The sequence below is a fragment of the Bradyrhizobium sp. SZCCHNRI2009 genome (assembly GCF_032485115.1).
Lineage (GTDB): Bacteria > Pseudomonadota > Alphaproteobacteria > Rhizobiales > Xanthobacteraceae > Bradyrhizobium.
In genome coordinates this window covers 497,789-518,975 of record NZ_JAUEUH010000005.1, presented here as the reverse complement: position 1 = coordinate 518,975, position 21,187 = coordinate 497,789, and the positions used below count along the sequence as shown (strand labels likewise).

Sequence of the window (21,187 nt, the reverse complement as noted above, 5' to 3'; positions counted from 1 at the left end):
GTTTCACGTGAAACAGGCATCGCCAGCGGTGGCATCCAAGATGATCGAATCGGACAAGGCGGCAGCGCTCGCGCTGACTCCCGTTTCACGTGAAACGGAGCAGCGTCTCGATCGCTACGTCGCACTGCTGCTGGAGTGGCAGGCGAAGACCAATTTGATCGCGCCGTCGACCTTGCCGCATCTCTGGACGCGCCACATCGCCGACTCGCTTCAGCTCCTGGACCTCGCGCCCGACGCCCGGATCTGGATTGATCTCGGCAGCGGCGGCGGCTTCCCGGGCGTCGTCCTCGCCTGCGCCCTGGCCGAGCGGGATGGTGCCCAGGTCCATCTGGTCGAGCGCAACGCCAAGAAGGCCGCCTTCCTGCGCGAGGCAATTCGCGTCACCGGCGCTCCGGGGATCGTGCATTTGTCAGAGATCGGGGATATCGTGGAGAAGTGGGGCGGGCGAGTCGATTGCGTGACCGCACGCGCGCTTGCTCCGCTACATCAGCTCATCGGCTTTGCGGAGCCCTTGGTGAAAAAAGGCGCGAAAGCGCTGTTTCTCAAGGGTCAAGATGTAGAAGCGGAATTGACCGAATCTACTAAGTATTGGAAAATTGAGTCGAAACTTCACTCCAGCCGGACGGGCGGGCAGGGCTGGATCGTCGCAATCGATTGCATCGAGCGACAGAGCTGAATTCCGTCAAGACGACAACCAATGGCGATCGCGCATGGCCGTAATTGATCAGATTTATCAAGAAGATAGGGCTCCTCACCCGGAGGGGCATCCGCGCATCCTGGCGCTCGCCAATCAGAAGGGCGGGGTCGGCAAGACCACGACCGCGATCAACCTCGGTACGGCGCTGGCCGCGATCGGCGAGCGGGTGCTGATCGTCGATCTCGATCCGCAGGGCAACGCCTCGACCGGCCTCGGCATCGACCGTGGCAGCCGCAACTGCTCGACCTATGACGTGCTGATCGGCGAGGCCTCGCTGCGCGACGCCGTCGTTGCGACGGCCGTGCCGCGGCTGCACATCGCCTCCTCGACGATGGACCTGTCGGGGCTCGAGCTCGAGCTCGGCTCCACCGCCAACCGCGCCTTCCGTCTGCGCGATGCGATCGCCGGCCTCAACAACAACGTCTCGCCGGAGAACGACTACACCTACGTGCTGGTCGATTGTCCGCCGTCGCTGAACCTGCTGACGGTCAATGCGATGGCCGCGTCCGACGCGATCCTGGTGCCGCTGCAGTGCGAGTTCTTCGCGCTCGAAGGTCTGTCGCAGCTGTTGCAGACCGTGGAGCAGGTGCGCTCGACCTTGAACCCGAACCTCTCGATCCACGGCATCGTGCTGACGATGTTCGACTCGCGCAACAACCTGTCGAACCAGGTGGTCGCCGACGTCCGCCAGTTCATGGGATCGAAGGTCTACAACACGATGATCCCGCGCAACGTGCGCATCTCGGAAGCGCCGTCCTACGGCAAGCCGGTGCTGGTCTACGACTTGAAGTGCGTCGGCAGCGAGGCCTATCTCAAGCTCGCGACCGAAGTCATTCAGCGCGAGCGTGACCTGCGCACGAACTGACTTTGCCTCTGCTCCGGGGGACCTCGTCGCCCGGATCTCATTCGAGGACGGCAGCGGATTCCGAAATGAATCCGCTCCCTCGTTCATTGTGCCGGCGGGACCCGATCGGCAGCAGACGCAAGCGGAGCGTGACGTGAATCCAAAGGAGAAGGCGATGGCCGACGAGTCGCGATCGCGATTGGGCCGGGGTCTCGCAAGTCTGATCGGTGACGTCGGCCGCGAGGCCGGCGCGCCGCCGGAGCGGCCGCGCAATCAGCGCAAGGTGCCGATCGAATTCCTCAAGCCGAACCCGCGCAATCCGCGTAAGACGTTTTCCGACGGCGAGCTCGCCGAGCTCTCGGCCTCGATCAAGCAGCATGGCGTGATCCAGCCGATCGTGGTGCGTCCGGTGAAGGGCCAGCACGACCGCTACGAGATCATCGCCGGCGAGCGGCGCTGGCGCGCCTCGCAAGCCGCCGGCCTGCACGAGGTGCCGATCGTTCCGGTCGATGTCAGCGACAGCGATGCGCTGGAGCTCGCGATCATCGAGAACGTGCAGCGCGAGGATCTCAATCCGATGGAGGAGGCGCAGGGCTATCACGCGCTCGCCAACGAGTTCAAACGCAACCAGGAAGACATCGCCAAGATCGTCGGCAAGAGCCGCAGCCACGTCGCCAACATGATGCGGCTGACCAAGCTGCCGGCCGAGGTGCAGGGCTTCATCGCGACCGGGCAGATCTCGGCCGGCCACGCGCGAGCGCTGATCAACCTGCCGGATCCGATGTCGGCGGCGAAGAAGATCATCGCGGAAGGGCTGAACGTCCGGCAGACCGAGGCGCTCGCGCATGAGGAGGGCGTGCCGGAACGCAAGCCGCAGAAGCCGCGCAGCAGCGGCAGCGCGCCGGCGGAGAAGAAGGACGCCGACACCATCGCGCTGGAGAAGCGCGTCGGCGATGCACTCGGCCTTTCGGTGTCGATCAGCCACCGCGACCCCGGCGGCACGGTGCAGATCACCTACCGCAGCCTCGAGCAGCTCGACGAGGTGATGCGCCGGCTGGAGCAGGGCTAGGTTGTTAGGTCGTGGCGCTCATTGCGCCGCCGCGGCTGTGCCTCGGGCCTCCATGAGTTCGTTGCTCCGCTCTCACCTACGTCACGGCCGGGCTTGACCCGGCCATCCATTTTTTTGGACGAAGCGGATGGATGCCCGGGTCAAGCCCGGGCATGACGAGCTAATAATTTGGAAGAGCTACGGCTGTGTTTTTCGTCGCGATTGCCAAAGCGAGCACACGACTCTCTCCTCCGTCATTCCGGGGCGTGCGAAGCACGAACCCGGAATCCATCTCTCAGCAGATCCTGTAGCCCGATGGATTCCGGGCTCGCCCTTCGGGCGCCCCGGAATGACGGCTGAGGTTGGAGAGCGATCTCGGGTCCACTCGGGCTGAAGTTCTCGACGCCGTATTCAGGGAGCCGGCGCACTGACCATCACCCCTTCCGCCGTGCCGCGACCGCGATCGACAGCAGCGTCCGCTGCGCGATCGCTGCCGCCAATCCCGGCTGCTTGCGCATGTCGAGCGCGGCTGTCGCCAGTTGGTCGATGATCGGCAGCAGGCGGGCAGGGGAGAAATTGCGCAGCGCCGTCTCGGCGCTCGGCTTGCGCGAGAAGTGCAGCCGGGGGAAGCCGCCTTCGAGGATGGACGAGACTGGCGTGCCGGAAGCGACGGCGAGCGCCGATTTGTGCAGCCATGCGGCATGTCGCTGCGCGGCGGAGATGATGACGCCGGGATAGGTGCCCGCGATCATCGCCTTGCCGAACTCGGTCTCGACCATTTCCGGCTTGCCGCCGAAGGCGCCGTCGACGATCGGATCGAGCTTCATCTCCGAGGCGTCGGCGACCACGGCCATCACGTGGTCGAGCGTCACCTCGCCTTCGCCGTGGGCGAACAGGGTCAGCTTGCGCAGCTCGTTGCGGGAGGCCTGGCGGTCGCCGCCGAGCAGCGCCATCAGATAGGCGCGGGCCTCCGGAGAGATGCGCAGCGAGGCCAAGCGCAATTCGTCGTCGATCAGCTTGGCGAGATCGCGCTCGGTGTCCGGGTAGCAGCCGATCGCCACCGCCGTTCTGGCCTTCTCGCAAATCTTGCGCAGTGGCGAATCGGGGCGGATGTCGCCGGCCTCGATCACGACGCGGCAGTCCCGCACGTTCATCTCGCTGAGCGTCTCGACGCCGCTGGCGAAATTGCGCGAGCCGGCGCGCACCCGGATGGCCCGGCGGCCGCCGAACAGCGGCACGGTCATGGCTTCGTCGACGAGGCGCGACGGCTCCGCGGAGAGCTCGTCACCGTCGAGCCTGACCACGGAGAAGGGATCATCGGGGTTGTCGACGGCCGAAGCGATGAGGGCCTCGGCGCGCTCGCGAACCAGGCCGGTATCCGGACCGTACAACAGGATCAGCGGACGAGCGGCGTCCGGTTTGGCCAGGAAGGCATCGATGTCTCGTCCGCGCAGCGCGACCACGGCGATGTCAGCCGTGCGTCAGGTGCCCGCGGTGAAATAGGCCGCGAGCCGCGTTTTGATCTTCTCGGCGACCTCCTCGGAGGCGCGATCCTCGGCGTCACGGAAGGCCCGCTGCCGGGCGAAACGCTGGTACGAGCCGGGGATGTCATAGGAGGTGCGTGCGAAGGTCGTTCCGGTCATGACCGATTTGTTGGTCGCCAGCTCGACCAGATTGTACTGCACGTCGAGGCCGACATTCTCGGTGGTCGGCAGGCCGGTGGTCTGCGAGACGATCAGCGAGGACCGGCTGGTCTGCAATCGCAGGACCAGCTTGTGGGTCGGCGCCGTGCCGGTTGCGGTGCCGTACAGCTTGAAGGCGAGCGCGTTGCGGATGCCGACGCCGATGCGCGCCTCGGGCGAGGCGTTCGGCTTGTCGACCGGCGGCAGCTCGATGCCCATCAGCTTTTCGCGCAGGCCGGGCGTGCCGTCGGTATGCTCTGCATACATCGGCTGGAAGCAGCCTGCCGTCAGCGCGGCCAAAGCGGCCACGGCAACAAGCCGAGCAGCGATCCGAAACCTAGCCGACGACATTCACGATCCTCTTGGGAACAATGATCACCTTGCGGACGGGTTTGCCATCCAGCGCCACTTTTACTGCATCGAGGGCCAAAACGGCAGCCTCAATTTCCGGATTCTGCGCGTTGCTGGCGACTGTGACTTCTCCGCGCTTCTTGCCGTTGACCTGGACGACCAGGGTCATGCTGTCCTCAACCAGCAAATCTCGTTCGATTTGCGGCCAGGAGGCCTCCGAGATCAGCCCGGTCTGACCCAGCACCTGCCAGCATTCTTCGGCCAGATGCGGCATCATCGGCGAGAACAGCTGCACCAGGATCCCGGCGGCCTCGCGAATCGCCCAGGCCAGGTCGGCCGCCGGCTTGGCCGGCCGCGCCAGGACGTCGGCCAGCGCATTGGCGAACTCGCGGATATGCGCCAGGCAGACGTTGAAGTGCAGCCGCTCGATGCCGCCGGTCACCTTGTCCAGGGCGCCGTGGGCAGCCTTGCGCAGCGCCAGCGCGTCGGGGCCGAACGCGGCCGGGCGGGAGGAGGGCGCCTCGGCCGCTGCCGCGACCGATTCGTTGACCAGCCGCCACAGCCGCTGGACGAAGCGCGCCGCGCCCTGCACCCGCTCGTCGCTCCAGATCACGTCGCGGTCCGGCGGCGAGTCCGACAGCATGAACCAGCGCGCGACGTCGGCGCCGTAGCTCTCGATGATGTCGTCGGGGTCGACGGTGTTCTTCTTCGACTTCGACATCTTCTCGATCGGGCCGATCGTGATGTCCTCGCCGGTGGCGGCCAGCACGGCGCGGCGGCCGTTGCCGCCGATCTCGATCTTGACCTCCGCCGGGTTGACGTAGGTGCCGTCGGCCTTCTGATAGGTCTCGTGGACCACCATGCCCTGTGTGAACATGCCGGCGAACGGCTCGTCCATCGCGACGTGGCCGGTGGCCTTCATCGCGCGGGTGAAGAACCGGCTGTAGAGCAGATGCAGAATCGCGTGCTCGACGCCGCCGATATACTGGTCGACCGGCATCATCCGGTTGGCCACGGCCGGCGTCGTCGGCGCGGTCTCGTTCCATGGATCGGTGAAGCGCGCGAAGTACCAGGACGAATCCACGAAGGTGTCCATGGTGTCGGTCTCACGCTGCGCCTTGCCCCCGCATGCGGGGCAGGTGACGTGCTTCCAGGTCGGATGGTGGTCGAGCGCATTGCCCGGCTTGTCGAAGGTGACGTCGTCCGGCAGCACCACGGGCAGGTCCTTGGCCGGCACCGGCACGACATCGCAGGTCGGGCAGTGGATCACCGGGATCGGGCAGCCCCAATAGCGCTGGCGCGAGATGCCCCAATCGCGCAGCCGGAAATTGACCTGGCGCTCGCCGACGGCGGCGCCAGCGCGCTGCTCGGTCTCCAGCCGCTTGGCGACCTCGTCCTTGGCCTGCGCGATCGTCATGCCGTCGAGGAAGCGCGAATTGATCAGGCGGCCGTCGCCGTCGAACGCGGTGTCGGTGATGACGAAGCTCGCCGGGTCTTGACCCTCGGGGCAGACCACCGGCGTGTTGCCGAGATTGTATTTGTTGACGAAGTCGAGGTCGCGCTGGTCATGCGCCGGGCAGCCGAAGATGGCGCCGGTGCCGTACTCCATCAGCACGAAGTTCGCGACATAGACCGGCAAGGTCCAGCTCGGATCGAACGGATGCACGGCGCGGATGCCGGTGTCGAAGCCCTGCTTCTCCGCGGTGTCGATCGCCTCCTGCGCGGTGCCGATCCGCTTGATCTCGGCGACGAACGCGGCGAGCTCCGGGTTCTTGGCGGCCGCGGCTTGCGCCAGCGGATGGTCCGCCGAGATCGCCATGAACTTGGCGCCGAACAGCGTGTCCGGCCGCGTCGTGAAGATCTTCAATTCGGTCTCGCCCGCCGGCGTCGTCTTGGGATCCAGCGCGAAGCGGATCAGCAGGCCTTCGGAGCGGCCGATCCAGTTGCGCTGCATCAGCCGCACCTTGTCGGGCCAGCGGTCGAGACCATCGAGCGCGTCCAGCAGCTCCTGCGAGTACTTCGTGATCTTGAACACCCATTGGTTCATCTCACGCTGTTCGACCACCGCACCGGAGCGCCAGCCGCGACCGTCGATGACCTGCTCGTTGGCGAGCACGGTCATGTCGACCGGATCCCAGTTCACCTTGCGCTTCTCGCGCTCGACCAGCCCCGCTTGCATGAAGTCGAGGAACATCTTCTGCTGGTGCTTGTAGTAGGATGGATCGCAGGTCGCGAACTCGCGCGCCCAGTCGAGCGACAGGCCGATCGAGCGCAGCTGCTTCTTCATCGCCGCGATATTGTCGTAGGTCCACGCCTTGGGCGCCACCTTGCGCTCGATCGCGGCGTTCTCGGCCGGCAGGCCGAACGCGTCCCAGCCCATCGGGTGCAGCACGTTGAAGCCCTTGGCACGCATGAAGCGCGCCAGCACGTCGCCCAGCGTATAATTACGGACATGCCCGATATGGATGCGTCCCGACGGATAGGGAAACATCTCGAGCACGTAGTATTTCGGACGCGGATCGTCGTTCCTGGTGGCGAAGATCGCCTTTTCGTCCCACTGGCGCTGCCAGCGCGGCTCGGCTTCACGGGCGTTGTAGCGTTCGGATGTCATGGAATCGCTTGTAATTTTCGAGGATTCGCGTCGTTTGAAGACGGCGGACTAGGCCACAAAAGCGGCAGCCCGGTCAATGGGGCGACAGATGATGATACCATTTTGGGCATCCGCTAAGCGACGGTAATCGTGAGTTTTTTTGCAGCCTCTGCCGGCAGTGTCGAAGGTTCGATTGAGGCACGGTTAAGACTTGAATGGGAGACTGAGTGCATACATCCAGGCATCAGCCCGCATCTGGGATCACTCCACATCGTGTCCGGCGCTACGTTCGACGAGCTTGACTTCGAGTACGCGACGACGGTCGCGGAAAAGGCCATGAAATCCATGGCTCAACAGCGCGTGCCACCGACGCCTAACAACTTCCATCTGTGGTTCAAGTACTCACTGGGCTCGGCGTCGGATCTCAAGCGCGCCGTCGACATCCTGGTCAGCAACAAGCGCAAGTTCGACAAGACCACCAACCAGGCGCTGTTCGACACGTACATCGGCCAGCAGGGTACGGAAGCGGCTGTCGTCCACAAAGTCTCGCAGCAGTTGCATGGCGTGATGGACTCCGCCAAGCAGTATCTGACGGCCGCGATCGCCGACAACCGCACACACATGGCGGCGATCGATGGCGTCGCCGAACGCAGCGAGCAGGGCGTCGATCCGAAGATCCTGATCGAGAACCTGGTCAGCGAGCTCGCCCAGGCGACCGCGCGTGCGGCGAAACTCGAAGCGAGCTTTGCCGAGAAGTCACGCGAGCTCGACACCATCCGAGACTCGCTCAACAAGTCGGAGCAGCGCGCACGCACGGACACGCTGACCGGATTGCCGAACCGGCGCGCGCTCGAAGAGTTCTTCCGCCATGCGCAGGTCGAGGCGATGGAGCGCGACGAACCGCTCAGCGTTCTCCTGATCGACGTCGACCACTTCAAGAAGTTCAACGACAATTACGGCCATGGCGTCGGCGATCAGGTGCTGCGCCTTGTCGCCAAGGCATTGCGCGAGCGCGTCCGCGACAAGGATCTTCCCGCACGCTACGGCGGCGAGGAACTGATCGCGGTGCTGCCGCAGACCGACCTCGAAGGTTGTACTGTCATCGCCGAGCGCATCCGGCGCACCATCGCCGATTGTCAGTTCACGCGGCGCTCGACCGGCGAGGTGTTGCCGCAGATCACGGTGTCGATCGGCGTCGGCCAGTTCCAGTTCGGCGAATCGATGGCTGATCTGATCGACCGTTGCGACCGCTCGCTGTATCTCGCCAAGAAGCTCGGCCGCAACCGCGTGGTCACCGAGCTCGAGCTCGACCAGAAGCTCGCGGTCGGCTGATCGCAGGCCGCAGCCGCAGCCCTATCCTGCGCGTGCCACGCCGCTCCTGACATCCGCGACATCCGCGAAGCCATGCGCGATGACCGTGTTGCGGCCGCGATGCTTGGCCGCATAGAGCGCGGCATCGGCGGCTTCGATCAGGTCGGAGGGCATCAGCGACTCGTTCGGCCGGGTCGAGGCGACACCGACGCTCACGGTGACGCACCGATGCGCCGACGTCGCGTGCGGCAGCTCGAGCTCCAGCACCGTGGCGCGCACCTGCTCGCCGACCGCGAGCGCCTCTCTGGCACCCATGCCCGGCAACAACAGGCAGAACTCCTCACCGCCATAGCGGCCGGCGAAAGCCGTCATGGCGCCGGCGATCTGCGACAGCGTCTCGCCGAGACGTGACAGGCAGGCGTCACCCTCAGGGTGCCCATAGGTGTCGTTGTAGAGCTTGAAGTGGTCGACGTCGATCATCAGCAGCGACAGCTCGGTGCCGGCCTGCTGCGCGCGGCTCCATTCGACGTCGATGCGGTTCTGGAAGCCGCGGCGGTTGGCGAGGCCCGAGAGCATGTCGATCGACGCCATCACCGTCAGCCGGTCATTGGCGGCGACCAGCTCGCGCTCGCGCTGGCCGAGCTTGGCGGCCATCGCATTGAAGGACTTTGCCAGCGGAACGAACTCCGACGGCAGATGCTTGGTGGTGACGCGCGCCGACCAGTGGCCGTGGCCGAAGCGCTTGGCGGTCGCGGCGAGCATGCTGACGGGCTTCACGATCAGCTTCTCGGCGGCGATCAGCGCGCCGAGCAGCACGATCAGGCAGACGAGGCCAGCCTGCAGATAGGCGTTGCGGATCTCGCGGTCGATGGCGGCGGTGACGCGGGTCTCATCGATGCTGACGATCAGCCGCGATCCGGTGTCGGCGATCCGAGTGAAGGTGATCGCGCGCTTAGAACCATCCGCCGCCGTGAAACTCATCGTCTCGCTCGGCTTCCCCGAACTCAGGGCGGTCTCGGCAACGGCCGACAACAACGGCACGCTGTCGAGCGGCCGGCCGATCAGCTCGTTGCGGTCGGCGGGCGCCGCCAGCACGGTTCCTTCGCTGTCGACCAGCACCGCCGTGATGCCGGGGCGGCCGCCAAGATTGTTCATGATCTTGGACATCCATTCCAGGTTCACGCTCGCCAGCATCACCGCGTCCGGCTCGCCGGTGATAGCGCCGACCGGATAGGCGGCCATGACGATCGGCACGTGCGACGGCTTCGACAGCAGGTAGTCGCTGAACACGAAATCACGTGATTCCTGGGCGCCACGGAAATACGGCCGGTCGCTGAAATCGAGCCCTACATATTGGTTGTTGGTCGAGCACTGGATGCGGCCGTCGCGGCCGGCGATCATCAGGGTGCGGATCCACGGCAGGGTCGCCGGCAGGCTGGCGCGCATCATGTCGCAGCTGCGGCTCACGCCGGTGCTCGACGCCCGGACATAGGCCGTCGACTTCAGCACCGTCTCCACCGACATGATGACCTCGCGCTGCATGTCGGCGCTTTGCCGGGCGAGGCCGGAGAATTCCTCCGATGCGAGTGCGATCTGCCTTGTCCTGGCGCTTTCCAGCGAGCGCGCGCGTTCCAGCATCAGCGGCGCGACCAGGATCAGGGCGAGCAGCGCCAGCCGGGCGCGGATCCCCATCAGCCGGTTCAGCTTCACTCTATTGCGATTGAACCGGATGCTTGGCATTTCTTCCCCCTACCCCCGGCCGTGAAGGGTAAGGAGAAGGGCTCAAGAACCCTTTCTCGAACTCTGTAAAATTGCAGCCAAACCCGTAAATCTACCGACGGACGCCATCGTGCCTGATGAATCGAACGCCTCAACCTCGTCCTCGCCGTCCGCGCTCGCCGCCGTCGAGCAGGAGATTCTGCGCGCCTGCCGCGACGCCAAACGCGATCGCGGCTCGGTCACGCTGATCGCTGTGTCGAAGACCTTCGATGCCGACGCGATCGAGCCGGTGATCGCGGCCGGACAGCGCGCGTTCGGTGAAAATCGCGTTCAGGAAGCCAAAGCCAAGTGGCCGCCGCTGATGGCCGCGCATCCGGGGCTCGCACTGCACCTGATCGGGCCGCTGCAATCCAACAAGGCCAAGGAGGCGGTCGCGCTGTTCGACGCCATCCATTCGGTGGACCGGCCAAGCCTGTGCGTGGCGCTTGCCAAGGAGATTTCCGCCCAGGGCCGGCATCCGCAGCTGTTCGTCCAGATCAATACCGGCGAGGAGCCGCAGAAGGCGGGCATCGCGCCCGGCGACGCCGACGCCTTCATCGCCGCCTGCCGCACGGATTACGGGCTGGCGATTTCAGGACTGATGTGCATTCCGCCGGTCGATGAAGCACCGGGGCCGCATTTCGCGCTGACCGCCAAGATCGCCGCCCGCAACGGCCTCGCGCATCTCTCGATGGGCATGAGCGCCGATTTCGCCACCGCCATCCAGTTCGGCGCCACGCATGTGCGGGTCGGCTCGGCGATCTTCGGGCATCGCTGAAGGGGGGCGCGGTCGCGGCCGGTCCCTACTCGAACCGCACCGATACCTGCCCCAGATCGCCGAAATCGGCCTCCATGTGGTCCCCGCTGCCGATCGGCAGCGGCGGATGACAGGTGCCGGTCGTGACCACCTGCCCTGCCCGCGCGGGCACGCCGAGCGCGCTGAGCTCGTTGACCAGCCAGGCCAGCGCTATCAGCGGATCACCGAGCACGTTGCGGCCGTGGCCGATGAAGGTCTCGCCACGCAGCGCGATGCGCGGCCGCTCCGCGATCAGGTCGCGGCTGCGCCAGTCGGCGGTGGCGGCCTCGCCCAGCACGAACAGATGCGCGCAGGCATTGTCGGCGATCAGTTGCGCCTCGCCGGCGCTGACGAAGTCGGCGAACCGCGAATCGGGAATTTCGATCGCGGGGTGCAGCGTGTCGACCGCGGCCAGCACCTCCGCGACATCATAAGGTGTCGGTCTGGGCGGCAGATCGCGTCCGAGGCGGAAGGCGAATTCCGGCTCGGCGACCCGCATCGCGTTGCCGGCCATCGATGCGGTGCCGCCGACCGGCAGCACCGTTTCGGCCAGGATCCGCCCGGCCATCGGACCGGCGACATTGATATGGCGCTGGCCGGCCTCGCTGGTCGCCGCAATCTTCCAGCCAAATAATGGCTTGGGCGAGTGGCGCTCGAGCTCGGCCTGGATGGCATAGCCTTCGGCGCGATCTCTCGGACGCAGCTCAGTCGGCAGCTCTGCCAGCTTGCTGCCTTCGCTCCAATGCTGGCGCAGGATGCCAGCGGCGCTGGCTGGCTGATCCGGTGCGCGCATGACGTCCTCCCCCAACTCGCTTCTCATTCGATGACGATTCTGGTGCGCGGACCGATTCTTTGCAACAGACGCAGCATCGCCGGCCGGGTCATGGCCACGCAGCCTGCGGTCGGGCCGAAATTCGGCCGCGCCAGATGCAGGAACACGGCGCTGCCGCGGCCCGCGATCCGCGGCCGCGTGTTGTGGTCGATCTCGATGATGAAATCGTACAGATGGTCCTGGCGCGCCAGCCGGTCTCCGGGATGGTCGCCGTGCAGCCGGATCGCCTGGTTGTAGTGCCGGTCGGCCGGGTCCTCGCACCACGCATCCTCCGGGCCAATCGGCCGGATCGGCAGAAAGGTGCGCGGACGCGAATGACGATCGGCCCGCCACCACAGCCGCCGGGGCCGGAAGGTCCCTCGGGGGGTGCCGCCATCTCCCTCGCGCTTGTTGGCCAGGACGCCGCCGCGCCCGAGCGCCACCGGAATGACATGGCCCCAGACATGGAGCCAGCCGCGCTGCCGCGACCCGGCTTTGGTGCGAATCGAGATCCGCGATGCTGGCATGCCAGGCTTCACCTTCGCTAACGACATGAAACAACGTGCCTTTTCATTGCCATGGATTGCCCGGTAATTGCCTTAATGTCGGCAAATGGTCCGCCGCGAGGGTCGAACAGGACAATCATCTCAATCCCTGCTCAATTCTGGAGTAGAGTCCCGGGCGCTTGTGAATCGGTAACAGCCCCCTACTTCAAGACGGAACAGGGCTGATGAGCCTGTTTGCCCACCGTTGACGGCGCCACCCATCCGATCCCGCCGGCGCCACCTAGAGGATTGTACAATGGCCAATGCCCGCAAGATCCTGATCGTGGATGACGACACCGATCTGCGCGATGCCCTGATGGAGCAGCTCTCGCTGCATGACGAGTTCGAAGCCCAGGCCGTCGATACCGGCGCCAAAGGCGCCACCGCCGCAAAGGCCAATTCACCCGACCTGGTTCTGATGGACGTCGGCCTGCCCGACACCGATGGCCGCGAAGTGGTGCGGTCCCTGCGCAAGGGCGGCTTCAAGGCGCCGATCATCATGCTGACCGGGCACGATACCGATTCGGACACGATTCTCGGGCTCGAATCCGGCGCCAACGACTATGTCGCCAAGCCCTTCCGCTTCGCCGTGCTGCTGGCACGCATCCGGGCCCAGCTTCGCCAGCACGAGGCCAGCGAGGACGCGGTGTTCTCGGTCGGCCCCTACAGCTTCCGGCCGGGCTCGAAGATGCTGACCGGCGCCAACGCCCGCAAGGTCCGCCTGACGGAGAAGGAAACGGCGATCCTGCGCTTCCTGTACCGCGCCGGCCAGCAGCCGGTGTCGCGCGAGACGCTGTTGCAGGAGGTCTGGGGCTACAATTCCGGCGTCACCACCCACACGCTGGAAACGCACATTTACCGTCTGCGGCAGAAGATCGAGAAAGATGCCGCGAATCCGGAGATTCTGGTGACGGAGGCCGGTGGCTACAAGTTGGTACCGTGATAGGTTCGGGGATGGCGGTTTCGCCATTTATGATATTGGTTCCATTCAGCCTTCCCCGGGCCCTTGATGTCGATCGAAGACGATATTGCGCTATTGGAGCGGGTCCCAACATTGCGCCTGCTGGGAAGCGACTCGCTGCGCATGATCGCCATCGGCTCCGAGCAGCGTAACATCCAGAGCGGAGAGACCCTGTTCCGCGAGGGGGACACCGCCGATTGCGGCTATGTCGTGCAGCGCGGGTCGTTGCGCATCAGCGACGAGGTCGGTGCCGAGATCGTCGCCACGCCGACCATGCTGATCGGCGAGCTGGCGCTGCTGGTCGAGATGCGGCGCCCGGCGACCGCGACGGCCCTGGAATATTCGACCGTGGTGCGGATCTCGCGCAGCCTGTTTCAGCGTGTGCTGGAAAGCGACGCCAAGGCGGCGCGCCGGCTGCGCGACGAGTTCGCCCACCGCGCCAGCCGAATCGCCAACGACATCATGGCGGCCGGGGCCAAGCTGACTTCGTGACCGCGCGGGTCCGCTACGACACGTCCAGAGTCACCGTGACCGGCACGTGATCCGACGGCCGCTCCCAGCTGCGGGCGTCGCGCAGGATCCTGAAATCGCTGACCCGGTCCTTCAGTGCGCGTGACACCCAGATGTGGTCGAGCCTTCGGCCGCGATCGCCGACGGTCCAGTCGGCCGCGCGGTAGCTCCACCAGGTGTAGACCTTCTCCGACATCGGGATGCGCTCGCGAGCGACATCGACCCATTCGCCATGGGTCTGCGCCGCCAACAGCTTTTCACATTCGATCGGCGTGTGCGACACCACCTTCAGGAGCTGCTTGTGCGACCAGACATCGTGCTCATGCGGCGCGACGTTGAGATCGCCGACCAGGATATGCCGGTCGTCGCCGCGTGGATGCAGCGGCTCGCACGCCTTCATTTCGTCGAGGAATTGCAGCTTGTGCTCGAATTTCGGATTGAGCGCGGGGTCGGGAATGTCGCCGCCTGCGGGCACATAGAAATTGTGCAGCACCAGCGGCTGCGCGAGCTGCGCCTTTTCGCCGAACGCCACCGTGATGTGGCGCGAATCCACCTTGTCGCAGAAGGTGCGGACGTTGGTCTCCTCGAACGGCCATTTCGAGATCACGGCGACGCCGTGATAGCCCTTCTGCCCGTTCAGCGCGACGTGCTCATAGCCGAGCCTCTTGAAGCGCTTCAGCGGAAAGGCGTCGTCGATGCACTTGGTCTCCTGCAGGCACAGCACATCGGGCCTGACCTGCTTGATGAGCTTGGCGACGAGGTCGATGCGCAGGCGCACCGAGTTGATGTTCCAGGTGGTCAGGACGAGACGCATGAGACCCGCGTCATACCATGAATTGCGGCGATGTCAGCGATTCCGCATCGCCTCGGACGCATCGGACTGACCGCGTTGGTTGGCCTTATCCCCAGCCATGTGGGACGGCGCCTGATCAGCGCCGTTTGCTCTCGATGACGTCCCATACGCGGGCGGCGATGTCGGGTCCGCCGAGCCGCGAGATCGCGCGGATGCCGGTCGGCGACGTCACGTTGATCTCGGTGAGGTTGCCGTCGATCACGTCGATGCCGACCAGCAGCAGGCCGCGCGCGCGCAATTCCGGACCGAGCGTGTCGCAGATCTCGCGCTCGCGTGCGCTGAGATCGGTGGCCTGCGCGGCGCCGCCGCGCACCATGTTGGAGCGCAGATCGTCTGCTGCCGGCACGCGGTTGACGGCGCCGGCGAACTCGCCGTCGACCAGGATGATGCGCTTGTCGCCGTGCTTCACCTCGGGGAGGAAGCGCTGGATCACCCAGGGCTCCTTGAACGTCACCGAGAACATGTCGAACAGCGAGCCGAAATTCATATCCTGCGGCATCACCCGAAACACCGCCGCGCCACCATGGCCATGCAGCGGCTTCATCACGACAGCGCCGTGCTGATCGCGGAAGGCGTTGATCTCGTCGAGATCGCGCGAGATCAAGGTCGGCGGCATCAGTTGCGGGAAGTTCATCACGAACAGCTTTTCCGGCGCGTTGCGGACGCTTGCGGGATCATTGACCACCAGCGTCTTCGGATGGATGCGCTCGAGGAAATGCGTCGAGGTGATGTAGGCGAGATCGAACGGCGGATCCTGCCGCAGCAGCACGACATCAAAGGATGTCAGCGCGGTCGGTTTCGGTTCGCCGAGCGTGAAATGGTCGCCGACCTGGTCGCGCACCGTCAGCGCCTGCACCGGCGCATAGAGCTCGCCGCCGCGCAGCGACAGCTTGTCGGGCGTATAGTAACACAGGCCATGGCCGCGCCGCTGCGCTTCGAGCAGCATCGCGAAGGTCGAGTCGCCGCGGATGTTGATGCGCGCGATCGGGTCCATCTGGACGGCGACGTTCAGTTTCATGGGCAGGTCCCTGCTCTCTGCAATCAGTTCATGTCAGGTGCTGGCGTCGAACGCCGCTACCAGATGGCGCGGCAGGCTGCGCGGCGCAACCAGAATCGCGTCGAAGCGCAGCTCCAATTCGGCATGGTCGGGATGCGCCATCAACCAGGCCTGCGCGGCATCGATGATGCGCTGCTGCTGGCGCGGCGTCACCGCATAGGCGGCATCGTCGAGCGAGGCACGCGCCTTGACCTCGACGAAGGCAACCAGGCCGCGCCTGCGCGCGATGATGTCGATCTCGCCTTGGGGCGTGCGGAAGCGTTTGGCGAGGATGCGATAGCCCTTGGCGATCAGCAGCGCTGCGGCGCGGGCTTCCGCCGATAATCCGGTGCGGAAGGCGGCGACGCGTTCGGGTGCCGCCGTCTTCGCCGGCTTGTCAGGGGAGACGCGCTCAGTCTTCGCCATCGGCCGACCCTGACCGCGCGTCCTTCACCAGCTCGAGCGCGCGCGCATAGACTTCGCGGCGCGGCCGGCCGGACAGCTCGACGGCATGCATCACGGCATCCTTGACGCTCGATCGCTGCAGCAGATCCTTCAACACGGCGTCGAGCGCATCCGGCGTCAGCACCCCGGCGCCGCGCGGCGGCGGACCGATCACCAGCACGAACTCGCCGCGCGTTTCGAGATCGCCGGCCTCCGCAGCGAGATCGCCGATGGCGCCGCGCAGCACCTCCTCGTGCAGCTTGGTGAGCTCGCGGCAGATCGCGGCCTGACGTCCCGCCATGGCATCGGCGAGGTCGGCCAGCGTCTCCTGCACCCGGTTGCCGGCTTCGAACAGCACCAGCGTCGCGTCGATCCGCGCGAGCTCGGACAGCCGCGTACGCCGCGCCTGCTGCCTGGCCGGCAGGAACCCCTCGAAGAAGAAGCGGTCGGTCGGAAGCGCGGCCACGCTGAGCGCCGCGAGCACGGCGGAAGGTCCCGGCAGCGCGGTGACAACATGCCCGGCCTCACACGCCTCGCGCACCAGCTTGTAGCCGGGATCGGAGATCAGCGGCGTGCCGGCGTCGGACACCAGCGCGATGGCCGCGCCTTCGGCGAGGCGCTGCAGGATCCTGGGTCTGACGGCTTCGGCATTGTGCTCATGATAGGCTGCGAGTTCCGCGCTGAGGCCGTAGCGCTCGGTCAGGCGCCGGGTGATTCGCGTGTCCTCGCACAAGATGAGGTCGGCGCCGGCCAGGGTTTCCAGCGCGCGCAGCGTGATGTCGCCGAGATTGCCGATCGGGGTCGCCACCAGATGCAATCCAGGCCGCGCCTTGGGCGCCGCAACGATCTGCCCCGCCACCAGATAGGTCGACGTGGTGGAAGATTTGCCGTCATCCGGCGACGTCTTGGGGATTGCCTTCGCGCCCATCGAGGTAATTTAAAGGGCCTGCCGCGGGATTGCCACAGGGGAACAGCCGCGCAGCGATTTTGAAGTGCCGATCGGCACGGGGGGGCCGTTCATCGCAGCTTCAAGTTCGAAGCTGCACCTCGATGAGGGTGTGTACGAGCAGGGGATAGGCCGTGCAAAACGTCGAATTGATCGGCTGTGTGGCGCTGACAGCCTTTTGTTTTGCTTAACTATTCGTCGACAATATGAGTGAATCTGCACGGCCTGCGGGACGTGCGTTTGGGGAACTTCTGGCCGGACTCGGCCGAACGAAGAGATGCCATGGTGGGCCCGCGTCATCCCAACTCTCTCGGTCCGGGACCCCATGGGGTCGCCCGGCGAACGGCGCTGGGCCTGATTGTCGGCGCGCCGCTGCTGTCGGCGTGCTCCAACGTCCAGCAGGGCTTCAATCCGTTCGAGCAGCCGACCGCGCCGGCGGGACCGCCGCAGCAGCCGGCGGTGGCCGGCAACGGCCAGGTCAAGGTCGGGCTGATTCTGCCGCTGTCGGCGTCGGGCAATGCCGGCGTCGCCGCGCAATCGATGAAGAACGCCGCCGAGATGGCGCTGGCCGAGTTTCAGAACCCCAACATCCAGCTCCTGATCAAGGACGACGCCGGCAGCCCGCAAGGGGCGCAGCAGGGCGCGCAACAGGCCTGCGACGAAGGCGCCGAGATCATCCTCGGCCCCCTGTTCGCGGGCTCGGTGCCGGCGACGGCCCAGGTGGCGCGCGCGCGCAACATCTCGGTCATCGCCTTCTCGACCGATTCGAGTGTGGCGGGGCGCGGCGTCTATCTGCTCAGCTTCCTGCCGGAGTCCGATGCCAGCCGCATCGTCGAATATTCCGCCAGCGTCGGCAAACGCTCGTTCGCGGCGCTGCTGCCCGACAATGCCTACGGCACCGTCGTCGAGGGGGCGTTCAAGACCGCGGTCAGCCGCCGCGGCGGACGCATCGTGGCATTCGAGAAATATTCCGGCGACCGCACTGGGCCTGCGCGCACGGTGGCGCAGGCGCTCGGCGGCGCCGATGCGCTGCTGCTGGCCGATGACGGCGAATCGGTCGCGGCGACGGCCGATGCGCTGACCGCTGCCGGCGCCAATCTGCGCAACATCCAGTTGCTCGGCACAGGGCTGTGGGACAATCCGCGCGTCTATGCCAGCGCCAGCCTGCAGGGCGGCCTCTATGCCGCGCCGGATCCCTCCGGCTTCCGCGCCTTTGCCGGCCGCTACCGGACGCGATTCGGCGGCGATCCCGTGCGTACGGCGACCCTCGCTTATGATGCGGTGGCGCTCGTGGCCGCGCTGGCGCGCACCCAGGGCAACCAGCGTTTCGCGCCCGATGTCCTGACCAATGCATCCGGCTTCGCCGGCATCGACGGGCTGTTCCGGTTCCGCAGCGACGGCACCAATGAGCGCGGGCTTGCGGTGATGCGCGTCGGTTCGGCTGGCGGACAGGCGGTCGCCGGCGCGCCGAAGAGCTTCAGCGCGACGTGAGTCGCAGCACTTCTCAGGCGGCGAGGTCGGCGACGACCGCGTCGAGCACCGGAAAGCCGTCCTGGGTTACCCGTAGCCGCCCGTCCGGATCGACCGCGATCGCGCCCTCCTCGCGCAGCAGCGCGATGCGGCGCGGATCGAGCCTGCGGCCGGAGATCCTTGCGTAGCGCTGCGGGTCGATGCCCTCGGCCAGTCGCAGCCCCATCAGCAGGAATTCGTCGGCGCGCTCCTCGCGGTTGAGCTCGTCGTCGGTCATGACACCATGACCGTTGGATTCGACCCGCATCAGCCAGGCTTCCGGCCGCTTGTCGGTCGCTGTCGCGTGCCTGATGCCGCCGATGTCGAGGCGGCCATGGGCGCCCGGGCCGATGCCGGCATATTCCTGGCCGCGCCAGTAGACGAGGTTGTGCCGGCACTCCGCGCCGGGCCGGGCGTGATTGGAAATCTCATAGGCCGGCAGTCCGTGACGGCCACAGATCTCCTGCGTGACGTCGTACAAGGTGCGCGCCAGGCCTTCGTCCGGCGTCTTCAGCTTGCCTGCGGCGTGCAGGCCGAAGAACGGCGTGCCTTCCTCGATGGTCAGTTGATACAGCGACAAATGCTCAGCCGCCTCGCCGATCGCCCGCGTCAGCTCTTCGGTCCACATCTGCGGCGTCTGGTCGGGCCGCGCGTAGATCAGATCGAACGAATAGCGCTCGAATGCATGGCGCGCGATCGCCACCGCCTTCATCGCCTCTTCAGCGGTGTGCAGGCGGCCGAGCATCTTGAGCGACGCATCGTCCATCGCCTGGACGCCGAGCGAGACCCGGTTGACGCCCGCGGCGCGATAGCCGGCAAAGCGGGTCGCCTCGACGCTGGTCGGGTTGGCTTCGAGCGACACCTCGACATCGCCAGCGACGTGCCAGTGCCGGCCGATCGCGTCGAGAATGGCGCCGACCGTCTGCGGCTGCATCAGCGACGGGGTGCCGCCGCCGAGAAAGATCGACGTGACGGTGCGCGGCCCAATGCGGGCGGCCGTGGTCGCGATCTCCTGCGCAAAGGCGCGGGCGAAGCGGTCCTGATCGATGGCGGCATGCCGGACGTGGCTGTTGAAGTCGCAATACGGACATTTCGACAGGCAGAACGGCCAGTGCACATAGACGCCGAACGCTTCGCTGTCAGCGCTGCTCAAGACAGATCTCCGCGAGTTTCACGAAGGCGCGCGCCCGGTGCGACAGGCCGAGCCCGAGCGGCGGCAGGCCATGTTTCTCGATGCTGGTCATCTCGCCGAAGGTCCGGTCGTGGCCCTCGGGCAGGAACATCGGGTCGTAGCCGAAGCCCGCCGTGCCACGCGGCGGCCAGACCAGGGTGCCGTCGACCCGCGCCTCGACCTCCTCGACGTGACCGTCCGGCCACGCCACGCACAGCGCCGAGACGAAATGGGCGCTACGCTTGTCGGCACCAGTCGCGTCCCGCTCCTGCAGGAGGCGCTCGATGCGCGTCATCGCGCCGGCGAAATCCTTGTCCGGTCCTGCCCAGCGCGCCGAATAGATCCCCGGCGCCCCATCGAGCGCATGAACCACGATGCCGGAATCGTCGGCAAAGGCAGGAAGCTGCGCGGCTCTGGCCGCGGCGACCGCCTTGATGCGGGCGTTGGCCTGGAAGGTCTCGCCGGTCTCATCCGGCTCGTCCAGGCCGAGATCGCCGGCCGACACCGCCTCGACGCCATGGGGAGCGAGCAGCTCGCGCATCTCGGCAAGCTTGCCGGGATTGTGGGTCGCAATGATGATGCGACCGGTGAGCTTGCGGTGCGGGCTGCTCACGCGACCGCCATCTTCTGCAGGTCGACCAGCCGCGCGACGCCCTTGCGGGCGAGCGCCATCAGCGCCAGGAATTCGGCCTCGGTGAACGGCGTCTTCTCCGCCGTGCCCTGCACCTCGATGATGCGGCCGTCGCCGGTCATGACGAAATTGGCGTCGGTCTCGGCCTCGGAGTCCTCGGCGTAGTCGAGATCCAGCACCGGCGTGCCGTTGTAGATGCCGCAGGAGATTGCGGCGACGTTGGCGCGCAGCACCTCGGTCTTGATCATGTTGCGCGATTTCATCCACTTGATGCAGTCGGCCAGCGCCACCCAGGCGCCGGTGATCGACGCCGTGCGCGTGCCGCCATCGGCCTGCAGCACGTCGCAATCGACCGTGATCTGGCGCTCGCCGAGCGCTTCCAGGTCGATCGCGGTGCGCAGCGAGCGGCCGATCAGGCGCTGGATCTCGACGGTGCGGCCGGTCTGCTTGCCGGCGGAGGCCTCGCGCCGGGTCCGTTCCAGCGTGGCGCGCGGCAGCATGCCGTATTCGGCGGTGATCCAGCCGCGTCCCTGGCCCTTCAGCCAGGGCGGCAGCCGGTCCTCGAGCGTGGCGGTGACCAGGACATGGGTGTCGCCGAACTTCACCAGGCAGGAGCCCTCGGCGTATTTGACGACGCCGCGTTCCAGGCTCACGGCCCGCAGTTCATCCGGTGCACGGCGGCTCGGCCGCATG

At 66.2% G+C, this 21,187-nt stretch carries 21 protein-coding genes; 8 read left to right on the top strand and 13 right to left on the bottom strand.

Annotated elements, in window-relative coordinates; translation table 11 throughout:
- Positions 1–7: 7 nt before the first annotated feature.
- The 3 genes from rsmG to QX041_RS20740 all read left to right on the top strand — a co-directional run bounded on the left by rsmG (position 8) and on the right by QX041_RS20740 (position 2,610).
- Positions 8–676, top strand: a complete 669-nt coding sequence (gene rsmG, locus QX041_RS20750; protein WP_410051880.1) for a 16S rRNA (guanine(527)-N(7))-methyltransferase RsmG — start codon at positions 8–10, stop codon at positions 674–676.
- A gap of 34 nt (positions 677–710) precedes the next feature.
- A complete protein-coding gene (locus QX041_RS20745; protein WP_315716805.1) occupies positions 711–1,562 on the top strand; it encodes a ParA family protein in 852 nt (283 codons plus the stop codon).
- A gap of 154 nt (positions 1,563–1,716) precedes the next feature.
- Positions 1,717–2,610 carry a ParB/RepB/Spo0J family partition protein gene (locus QX041_RS20740; RefSeq protein WP_315716956.1) on the top strand — a complete coding sequence of 298 codons (894 nt, stop codon included), beginning with the start codon at positions 1,717–1,719 and terminating at the stop codon, positions 2,608–2,610.
- A 413-nt stretch (positions 2,611–3,023) separates the two neighbouring features.
- Here the strand turns inward: QX041_RS20740 and holA are convergent, their stop codons facing one another.
- From holA to leuS, 3 genes are read right to left on the bottom strand one after another with little or no spacing between them, the layout of a single operon-like run.
- Positions 3,024–4,052, bottom strand: coding sequence for a DNA polymerase III subunit delta (gene holA / locus QX041_RS20735; RefSeq protein WP_315716806.1), 1,029 nt, complete (start codon positions 4,050–4,052; stop codon positions 3,024–3,026).
- An 18-nt stretch (positions 4,053–4,070) separates the two neighbouring features.
- On the bottom strand, positions 4,071–4,622 hold the full coding sequence (gene lptE, locus QX041_RS20730) for an LPS assembly lipoprotein LptE (protein WP_315716807.1): 552 nt from the start codon (positions 4,620–4,622) through the stop codon (positions 4,071–4,073).
- Positions 4,609–7,233 (bottom strand): leucine--tRNA ligase, encoded by a 2,625-nt coding sequence (gene leuS, locus QX041_RS20725; protein ID WP_316166399.1) that lies wholly within the window; start codon positions 7,231–7,233, stop codon positions 4,609–4,611. Before leuS ends, lptE begins: the two co-directional genes overlap by 14 nt.
- A 324-nt stretch (positions 7,234–7,557) precedes the next feature.
- Between leuS and QX041_RS20720 the strand changes: the two genes are divergently transcribed.
- Positions 7,558–8,544, top strand: a complete 987-nt coding sequence (locus tag QX041_RS20720; RefSeq protein ID WP_315825825.1) for a GGDEF domain-containing protein — start codon at positions 7,558–7,560, stop codon at positions 8,542–8,544.
- 21 nt (positions 8,545–8,565) lie between these two features.
- Here the strand turns inward: QX041_RS20720 and QX041_RS20715 are convergent, their stop codons facing one another.
- Positions 8,566–10,263: a diguanylate cyclase domain-containing protein gene (locus QX041_RS20715; protein ID WP_315825690.1), complete on the bottom strand. Its 1,698-nt coding sequence runs from the start codon at positions 10,261–10,263 to the stop codon at positions 8,566–8,568.
- A gap of 109 nt (positions 10,264–10,372) precedes the next feature.
- Between QX041_RS20715 and QX041_RS20710 the strand changes: the two genes are divergently transcribed.
- Positions 10,373–11,059, top strand: a complete 687-nt coding sequence (locus tag QX041_RS20710) for a YggS family pyridoxal phosphate-dependent enzyme (RefSeq protein WP_316166397.1) — start codon at positions 10,373–10,375, stop codon at positions 11,057–11,059.
- A 25-nt stretch (positions 11,060–11,084) separates the two neighbouring features.
- Here QX041_RS20710 and QX041_RS20705 read toward each other — a convergent pair whose 3' ends face one another.
- On the bottom strand, positions 11,085–11,870 hold the full coding sequence (locus QX041_RS20705) for a 2-keto-4-pentenoate hydratase (protein WP_315825688.1): 786 nt from the start codon (positions 11,868–11,870) through the stop codon (positions 11,085–11,087).
- Between the two features lie 23 nt (positions 11,871–11,893).
- Positions 11,894–12,415, bottom strand: coding sequence for a L,D-transpeptidase (locus QX041_RS20700; protein WP_315825687.1), 522 nt, complete (start codon positions 12,413–12,415; stop codon positions 11,894–11,896).
- 274 nt (positions 12,416–12,689) lie between these two features.
- Here QX041_RS20700 and QX041_RS20695 point away from each other — a divergent pair, with 274 nt between their 5' ends.
- Entirely contained in the window at positions 12,690–13,376 is a 687-nt protein-coding gene (locus QX041_RS20695) for a response regulator transcription factor (protein WP_315716813.1), read from the top strand.
- 66 nt (positions 13,377–13,442) lie between these two features.
- Positions 13,443–13,886: a cyclic nucleotide-binding domain-containing protein gene (locus QX041_RS20690; RefSeq protein ID WP_315716814.1), complete on the top strand. Its 444-nt coding sequence runs from the start codon at positions 13,443–13,445 to the stop codon at positions 13,884–13,886.
- Between the two features lie 13 nt (positions 13,887–13,899).
- Here QX041_RS20690 and QX041_RS20685 read toward each other — a convergent pair whose 3' ends face one another.
- The 4 genes from QX041_RS20685 to rsmI form a co-directional block, all read right to left on the bottom strand.
- On the bottom strand, positions 13,900–14,718 hold the full coding sequence (locus QX041_RS20685) for an exodeoxyribonuclease III (protein WP_315716815.1): 819 nt from the start codon (positions 14,716–14,718) through the stop codon (positions 13,900–13,902).
- 115 nt (positions 14,719–14,833) lie between these two features.
- The gene (gene gshB, locus QX041_RS20680) at positions 14,834–15,775 is read right to left on the bottom strand and encodes a glutathione synthase (RefSeq protein WP_315716816.1); all 942 of its coding nucleotides are present in this window, start codon (positions 15,773–15,775) and stop codon (positions 14,834–14,836) included.
- 33 nt (positions 15,776–15,808) lie between these two features.
- Entirely contained in the window at positions 15,809–16,219 is a 411-nt protein-coding gene (locus QX041_RS20675; RefSeq protein ID WP_315716817.1) for a YraN family protein, read from the bottom strand.
- Positions 16,206–17,165: a 16S rRNA (cytidine(1402)-2'-O)-methyltransferase gene (gene rsmI / locus QX041_RS20670; protein ID WP_315716818.1), complete on the bottom strand. Its 960-nt coding sequence runs from the start codon at positions 17,163–17,165 to the stop codon at positions 16,206–16,208. Before rsmI ends, QX041_RS20675 begins: the two co-directional genes overlap by 14 nt.
- Positions 17,166–17,465: 300 nt before the next feature.
- Here rsmI and QX041_RS20665 point away from each other — a divergent pair, with 300 nt between their 5' ends.
- A complete protein-coding gene (locus tag QX041_RS20665; RefSeq protein ID WP_315750503.1) occupies positions 17,466–18,674 on the top strand; it encodes a penicillin-binding protein activator in 1,209 nt (402 codons plus the stop codon).
- 13 nt (positions 18,675–18,687) lie between these two features.
- On the opposite strand, the gene hemW is transcribed toward QX041_RS20665, so the two are convergent.
- Genes hemW through rph form a run of 3 tightly spaced genes read right to left on the bottom strand, consistent with a single transcriptional unit; the run spans position 18,688 to position 21,186 of the window.
- The gene (gene hemW / locus QX041_RS20660; protein ID WP_315716820.1) at positions 18,688–19,845 is read right to left on the bottom strand and encodes a radical SAM family heme chaperone HemW; all 1,158 of its coding nucleotides are present in this window, start codon (positions 19,843–19,845) and stop codon (positions 18,688–18,690) included.
- A complete protein-coding gene (gene rdgB / locus QX041_RS20655) occupies positions 19,832–20,476 on the bottom strand; it encodes an RdgB/HAM1 family non-canonical purine NTP pyrophosphatase (protein WP_315716821.1) in 645 nt (214 codons plus the stop codon). The genes hemW and rdgB overlap by 14 nt, the downstream gene beginning before the upstream one ends.
- Positions 20,473–21,186, bottom strand: coding sequence for a ribonuclease PH (gene rph / locus QX041_RS20650; RefSeq protein ID WP_315716822.1), 714 nt, complete (start codon positions 21,184–21,186; stop codon positions 20,473–20,475). The genes rdgB and rph overlap by 4 nt, the downstream gene beginning before the upstream one ends.
- Position 21,187: the final 1 nt, after the last annotated feature.

Bases quoted from the DNA above. Each gene is read 5' to 3' on its own strand.
- QX041_RS20695 (WP_315716813.1), top strand. From the start codon at position 12,690: ATGGCCAATGCCCGCAAGATCCTGATCGTGGATGACGACACCGATCTG.
- QX041_RS20690 (WP_315716814.1), top strand. From the start codon at position 13,443: ATGTCGATCGAAGACGATATTGCGCTATTGGAGCGGGTCCCAACATTG.
- rph (WP_315716822.1), bottom strand. From the start codon at position 21,186: ATGCGGCCGAGCCGCCGTGCACCGGATGAACTGCGGGCCGTGAGCCTG.
- QX041_RS20745 (WP_315716805.1), top strand. From the start codon at position 711: ATGGCCGTAATTGATCAGATTTATCAAGAAGATAGGGCTCCTCACCCG.
- lptE (WP_315716807.1), bottom strand. From the start codon at position 4,622: ATGTCGTCGGCTAGGTTTCGGATCGCTGCTCGGCTTGTTGCCGTGGCC.
- QX041_RS20675 (WP_315716817.1), bottom strand. From the start codon at position 16,219: ATGGCGAAGACTGAGCGCGTCTCCCCTGACAAGCCGGCGAAGACGGCG.
- leuS (WP_316166399.1), bottom strand. From the start codon at position 7,233: ATGACATCCGAACGCTACAACGCCCGTGAAGCCGAGCCGCGCTGGCAG.
- QX041_RS20720 (WP_315825825.1), top strand. From the start codon at position 7,558: ATGGCTCAACAGCGCGTGCCACCGACGCCTAACAACTTCCATCTGTGG.
- QX041_RS20715 (WP_315825690.1), bottom strand. From the start codon at position 10,263: ATGCCAAGCATCCGGTTCAATCGCAATAGAGTGAAGCTGAACCGGCTG.
- QX041_RS20685 (WP_315716815.1), bottom strand. From the start codon at position 14,718: ATGCGTCTCGTCCTGACCACCTGGAACATCAACTCGGTGCGCCTGCGC.
- QX041_RS20740 (WP_315716956.1), top strand. From the start codon at position 1,717: ATGGCCGACGAGTCGCGATCGCGATTGGGCCGGGGTCTCGCAAGTCTG.
- QX041_RS20700 (WP_315825687.1), bottom strand. From the start codon at position 12,415: ATGCCAGCATCGCGGATCTCGATTCGCACCAAAGCCGGGTCGCGGCAG.
- QX041_RS20665 (WP_315750503.1), top strand. From the start codon at position 17,466: ATGGTGGGCCCGCGTCATCCCAACTCTCTCGGTCCGGGACCCCATGGG.
- rsmI (WP_315716818.1), bottom strand. From the start codon at position 17,165: ATGGGCGCGAAGGCAATCCCCAAGACGTCGCCGGATGACGGCAAATCT.
- QX041_RS20705 (WP_315825688.1), bottom strand. From the start codon at position 11,870: ATGCGCGCACCGGATCAGCCAGCCAGCGCCGCTGGCATCCTGCGCCAG.
- gshB (WP_315716816.1), bottom strand. From the start codon at position 15,775: ATGAAACTGAACGTCGCCGTCCAGATGGACCCGATCGCGCGCATCAAC.